Origin of the sequence: Paraburkholderia sp. Cy-641 (assembly GCF_011752945.1) — a bacterium.
GTDB lineage: Bacteria > Pseudomonadota > Gammaproteobacteria > Burkholderiales > Burkholderiaceae > Paraburkholderia.
This window is the reverse complement of the sequence record NZ_VWWM01000122.1, coordinates 1-5,370: the sequence shown is the minus strand read 5'-3', so window position 1 is coordinate 5,370 and position 5,370 is coordinate 1. Positions and strand designations below refer to the sequence as shown.

The following is a 5,370-nucleotide window of genomic DNA, read 5'->3' as shown; positions in this document are numbered from 1 at the left end:
GGCCCGCTGCCCGAGACGCTGCCCGCCGCGCGCGCCGGGCTCACGTGCGCCGGCCGGCATGCCGCCGGCGCATTGGCCCGTGTTCCGTCAAAGCGCTTCGTCCGACTCCTGCCTATGTCCGCTTCGCGACCCGACTCCGCCCGTCAGCGCCGCCCGATGCGTCCGCTGCCCGTCCTCATTTTCATGAGCCGCTGGCTGCAGGTGCCGCTCTATCTCGGCCTGATCGTCGCGCAAGCGGTCTACGTCGTGCTGTTCCTCAAGGAAGTCTGGCATCTGGTCACGGATTCGATGAAGCTCGACGAGACCAGCATCATGCTCGTCGTGCTGGGCCTGATCGACGTGGTGATGATCTCGAACCTGCTGATCATGGTCATCATCGGCGGGTATGAAACGTTCGTCTCGCGCCTCGGTCTCGATGGCCATCCGGATGAACCGGAGTGGCTCGATCACGTCAACGCCGGCGTGCTGAAAGTGAAGCTCTCGATGGCGCTCATCAGCATCTCGTCGATCCATCTGCTGAAGACCTTCATCAGCCCCGACCAGAACACGACGCACACGATCATGTGGCAGGTCATCATCCATGTCGCGTTCCTCGTGTCCGCGCTCGTGATGGCGCTCGTCGACCGCCTCACCACGCACACGCACCCCAAGCATTTCGAAGAGCCCGCGGCCTTGCACGCCGTGGGCGGCATCAAGGTTTCCACTCCCCTGAAGGCGCAAGACTGACCGCACCGCGCTGCGATCCGATAACAAGCGTCCCTCCCCACTGAGCTAGCCATGACCGTCATCAAACAGGAAGACCTGATCCAGAGCATCGCTGATTCGCTGCAGTACATCAGCTATTACCATCCGCTCGACTACATCGAAGCGCTCGGCCGCGCCTACGAGCTCGAACAGAGCCCGGCGGCGAAGGACGCGATCGCGCAGATCCTGACCAACAGCCGCATGTGCGCCGAAGGCAAGCGCCCGATCTGCCAGGACACCGGCATCGTCACGGTGTTCGTGAAGGTCGGCATGGACGTGCGTTGGGACGGCGCGACGATGAGCGTCACCGACATGATCAACGAAGGCGTGCGCCGCGGCTACATGAACCCCGACAACGTGCTGCGCGCCTCGATCGTGAGCCCGCCCGAAGGCGCGCGCAAGAACACGAAGGACAACACGCCGGCCGTGATCCACTATGAGATCGTGCCGGGCGACAAGATCGACGTGCAGGTCGCGGCCAAGGGCGGCGGCTCGGAAAACAAGTCGAAGTTCGCGATGCTGAACCCGTCCGATTCGATCGTCGACTGGGTGCTCAAGACCGTGCCGACGATGGGTGCCGGCTGGTGCCCGCCGGGCATGCTCGGCATCGGCATCGGCGGCACCGCCGAGAAAGCGATGCTGATGGCGAAGGAATCGCTGATGGACCCGATCGACATTCAGGACGTGATCGCGCGCGGCCCGCAGGACTGGATCGAAGAACTGCGCGTCGAACTGCACGAGAAGGTCAACGCACTCGGCATCGGCGCGCAGGGTCTCGGCGGTCTCGCCACCGTGCTCGACGTGAAGATCATGGCCGCGCCGACGCACGCCGCGTCGAAGCCGATCGCGATCATCCCGAACTGCGCGGCCACGCGTCACGCGCACTTCACGCTCGACGGCTCGGGCGTGGCGAAGCTCGAAGCGCCGTCGCTCGACGCATGGCCGAAGGTGCACTGGGAGCCGAACACGGAAACCAGCCAGCGCGTCGACCTCGACACGCTGACGCCGGCCGAAGTCGCAAGCTGGAAGCCGGGCCAGACGCTGCTGCTGTCGGGCAAGATGCTGACGGGCCGCGACGCCGCGCACAAGCGCATCGCCGACATGCTCGCGAAGGGCGAGAAGCTGCCGGTCGACTTCACGAACCGCGTGATCTACTACGTCGGCCCGGTCGATCCGGTGCGCGACGAAGCGGTCGGCCCGGCGGGCCCGACCACGTCCACGCGCATGGACAAGTTCACCGAAACGATGCTCGGACAAACGGGCCTCATTTCGATGATCGGCAAGGCCGAGCGCGGCCCGGTCGCGATCGAGTCGATCAAGAAGCATAAGGCGGCCTATCTGATGGCCGTCGGCGGCGCCGCGTATCTGGTCTCGAAGGCGATCCGCAGCGCGAAGGTGCTGGCGTTCGAAGACCTCGGCATGGAAGCGATCTACGAGTTCGACGTGCAGGACATGCCGGTCACGGTCGCCGTCGATTCGAACGGCACCTCGGTGCACCAGACCGGCCCGAAGGAATGGCAGGCGAAGATCGGCAAGATTCCGGTTGCCACGGCTTAATGATTCGCAATGAGTGCCCGTCGCGCGGGTCGGATGCCGGGGCTTCGGCCCCGGCTTTTTTTTGCTGTGCGCAAGACGTGCGCAAAGCGGCGCGCAATACCTGAAACAATGCCAAAAGTTGTGTCCGTAAGCTTGGCTTTTTCAGGTATGGCGTTTATTGTTGTTGGAAATTCAAGGTCCCCACATAAGGAATTAACATGCAAGGCGACAAGAAGGTCATCGAATACCTGAACGCGCAGCTCAAGAACGAACTGACCGCCATCAACCAGTACTTCCTGCATGCGCGGATGTACAAGCACTGGGGTCTCGACAAGCTCGGCAAGCATGAATACGACGAGTCGATCGGCGAAATGAAACATGCCGACTGGCTCATCGAACGTATTTTCATGCTCGACGGCCTGCCGAATCTGCAGGACCTGCACAAGCTGCTGATCGGTGAGGAAACCAAAGAAATCCTCGAATGCGATCTGAAGCTCGAACAGATTTCGCAGAGCACCTGCAAGGAAGCCATCGTCTACTGTGAATCGGTTCGCGACTTCATCTCGCGCGAAATCTTCACGAAGATTCTCGACGACACCGAAGAACATATCGACTGGCTCGAAACGCAGCTCGATCTGATCGACAAGGTCGGCATCCAGAATTACCAGCAAAGCGCGATGGGTTCGGTCGAGTCCTGAGCGAAGCCGGCTGCAATATCCCGCGCGGTGGCGCAAGGGTTCGTTTATCCGCGAGCGAACCTGCGTGCGAGACGGACCGCGCCGCGCGGACGATATACTTCAGCACTTTGCGCGCCGCGCCGTTTCCTGTTTTCGCTGTTTGCCGTTTCCTGTTTGCCGTTTGCGCCGTTCGTCGTTTCCGTCTGTGCCGGCTTCGGCCGTTTCCGCCTTTTCGCCAAGCGTAGCGTCACGCACGTTTTCCTCGCCTATGTCTGCTCAATCGCCGTCCCCGACCGTCCGGACTTTCACCGCTGGCGCCGCGTTGCAGGCACCGGTCGGCATTTTCGATTCGGGCCTGGGCGGTCTGTCGGTGCTGCGGGCGGTGCGGGCGCAACTACCTGACGAGACGCTGCTCTATGTCGCCGATTCGCTGTACGCGCCGTATGGCGAGCGCGACGACGACTTCATCGCCGACCGTACGCTCGCGATCGGCGAATGGCTGATGGGGCAAGGCGCGAAGGCACTCGTGGTCGCCTGCAACACGGCGACCGCGCAATCGATCGCGCTAGTGCGCGAAAAGTTGCCGATTCCGCTGATCGGCGTCGAACCCGGCATCAAGCCCGCCGCGTTGCAGTCGAAAAGCCGCGTCGCGGGCGTGCTCGCGACACAGGCGACACTGCGCAGCGCCCGCTTCCAGGGGCTGCTCGAACGCTACGCCGCCGACTGCCGCTTTCTGTGCCAGCCAGGGCATGGGCTCGTGCAGGCAGTCGAGCGCTGCGATGTGAGCTCGGCCGAATTGCGCGCGCTGCTGCGCAGCTATCTCGAACCGATGCTCGACGCGGGCGCCGACACGCTCGTGCTCGGCTGCACCCACTACCCGTTTCTCGATGCGGCGATCCGCGACATCGTCGGCGACCGGCTCGCGCTGATCGACACGAGCGTGGCGATCGCGCGTCAACTGGAACGCGTGCTGGACCAGCACGGCCTGCGCGCCACCGCGCCCGCCGCCGGCACGCCGCTGCCGCGCTTCTATTCCACCGACGACGGTCTCCACCAGCAGCAGCTCACCGCGACGCTGCTGGGAATCGAAGCGAGCGTCGAGCGGGTATTGATTGCCTCGCGGCGGACGGCCGGACCGGATTCGCGGGCGGCATAAAGCGCGACGCGCCCAGGCGCTGCCGCCTAAGCGGTTTCCGGCAGAGTTTCCGGCAAGATTACGCAGCCTGCATATTTCCGTACCCCGCCAGCCAGGCGTCGCCCGGACGCCGCCTGCGCCATTGCAGCGCACTTTCGTCCCGCCCCCGATTGGGTCGCACCCAACCACCGAGCCGCACGACGCCCCACCACATCCGCGCCTTCCCGCCATTTTTCCCCTCTAGCGTCCTCGTTCCGGCCCCCCTTCCCGCCCCAAAATCCCTCCTATGAGTCTGGTTTTGTTACAAAAAATCATTCAGGGCGCTTGCCAAACGGCCCAAACAAAATGATAATAATTCGCATTAACGTTAGCTATGACGCCTGCCATGATTGTGTGTGTCTGCAAATCCGTTTCCGACCGAACCATCCGCTCCTCGATCGCGGACGGCATCGACTCGTTCGACGAACTTCAGTTCGAGCTCGGCGTCGCCTCCTGCTGCGGCAAGTGCGAGGAGTCGGTGCGCGACGTCATGCTGCAAAGCGGCGTCTGCGCGAGCCGGTGCGGCGTGGTCGTCGAACATCGTGCGCAGGTGGTCGAAATGGCTACGGTCTCGTTCTACGAACGCAAGGCAGCCTGAGTCCAGCTTTCGGGGTGCGGCGCGAGCCGTACCCACCCGTTTCAATGCCCCGACGCTTTGCGCACATTTAATGTAGCGCTTAATGCGACATCAGGATGTCGCATGATTTGCGGTACAGTCGCTGTTATCCCACTGCCGTCAGCAAGCCAGTATTCATGCCAGCCAGCTAAACCCACTCAACTTGAGCAAGGAGTTCGAGATGGAATTGCTGATTGGTTTCGTGACCACCCTGTTCATTTCGCTGCTGATTTTCCGAACATGACGATGTCCTGTCCGACACGCCGCCCAGGCGGCGTGCTGCCGCACTAACATGCAGGCCCCGTACCCCGTTCCCGCCGGCGCTTCGCTGGCGTCGCCTCCCCGTAGGAATTCCCGCGCGCTGACCGCCACCGTCGTGGTCGCGGCGATCCACGTCGCGCTGCTCGCCGTCATCATGACGCTGCGCCACGAGCCGGCGCAGGTCGCGATCGAAGCGCACGTGATGACCGCGGAGCTGCTGCCGCCCACGCCGACCGCCGCGCCCGTCGCGCTGCAATCGATCGCGCCGCCGCCGCCCACGCCGACCCCGCCGGTGCATACGAAGCCGAAGGTGCAGCCGAAGCCCGCGCCGGCGCCCAAACCGGCGCCGACGCCGTTGCCGC

Annotated in this window: 5 protein-coding genes and 1 pseudogene; all 6 read left to right on the top strand. The window is 63.5% G+C overall.

Annotation, left to right across the window (positions count from 1 at the left end):
- The first annotated feature begins 156 nt into the window (after positions 1 to 156).
- The gene (locus F3J20_RS31570; RefSeq protein WP_240158885.1) at positions 157 to 726 is read left to right on the top strand and encodes a TIGR00645 family protein; all 570 of its coding nucleotides are present in this window, start codon (positions 157 to 159) and stop codon (positions 724 to 726) included.
- Positions 727 to 777: 51 nt separating this feature from the next.
- Complete coding sequence (locus F3J20_RS31565) at positions 778 to 2,301, top strand: fumarate hydratase (protein ID WP_167040427.1); 1,524 nt, start codon at positions 778 to 780, stop codon at positions 2,299 to 2,301.
- A 197-nt stretch (positions 2,302 to 2,498) separates the two neighbouring features.
- Positions 2,499 to 2,978, top strand: a complete 480-nt coding sequence (gene bfr / locus F3J20_RS31560; protein ID WP_167040429.1) for a bacterioferritin — start codon at positions 2,499 to 2,501, stop codon at positions 2,976 to 2,978.
- A 247-nt stretch (positions 2,979 to 3,225) separates the two neighbouring features.
- Positions 3,226 to 4,113, top strand: a complete 888-nt coding sequence (murI, locus tag F3J20_RS31555) for a glutamate racemase (RefSeq protein ID WP_167285823.1) — start codon at positions 3,226 to 3,228, stop codon at positions 4,111 to 4,113.
- A gap of 364 nt (positions 4,114 to 4,477) precedes the next feature.
- Positions 4,478 to 4,729: a (2Fe-2S)-binding protein gene (locus tag F3J20_RS31550; protein ID WP_167040433.1), complete on the top strand. Its 252-nt coding sequence runs from the start codon at positions 4,478 to 4,480 to the stop codon at positions 4,727 to 4,729.
- 310 nt (positions 4,730 to 5,039) lie between these two features.
- A pseudogene (locus F3J20_RS31545) lies at positions 5,040 to 5,370 on the top strand (energy transducer TonB); the annotation flags it as partial.

Excerpts from the sequence above, each read along its gene's own strand:
- F3J20_RS31570 (WP_240158885.1), top strand. The coding sequence starts at position 157 with ATGCGTCCGCTGCCCGTCCTCATTTTCATGAGCCGCTGGCTGCAGGTG.
- F3J20_RS31565 (WP_167040427.1), top strand. The coding sequence starts at position 778 with ATGACCGTCATCAAACAGGAAGACCTGATCCAGAGCATCGCTGATTCG.
- bfr (WP_167040429.1), top strand. The coding sequence starts at position 2,499 with ATGCAAGGCGACAAGAAGGTCATCGAATACCTGAACGCGCAGCTCAAG.
- murI (WP_167285823.1), top strand. The coding sequence starts at position 3,226 with ATGTCTGCTCAATCGCCGTCCCCGACCGTCCGGACTTTCACCGCTGGC.
- F3J20_RS31550 (WP_167040433.1), top strand. The coding sequence starts at position 4,478 with ATGATTGTGTGTGTCTGCAAATCCGTTTCCGACCGAACCATCCGCTCC.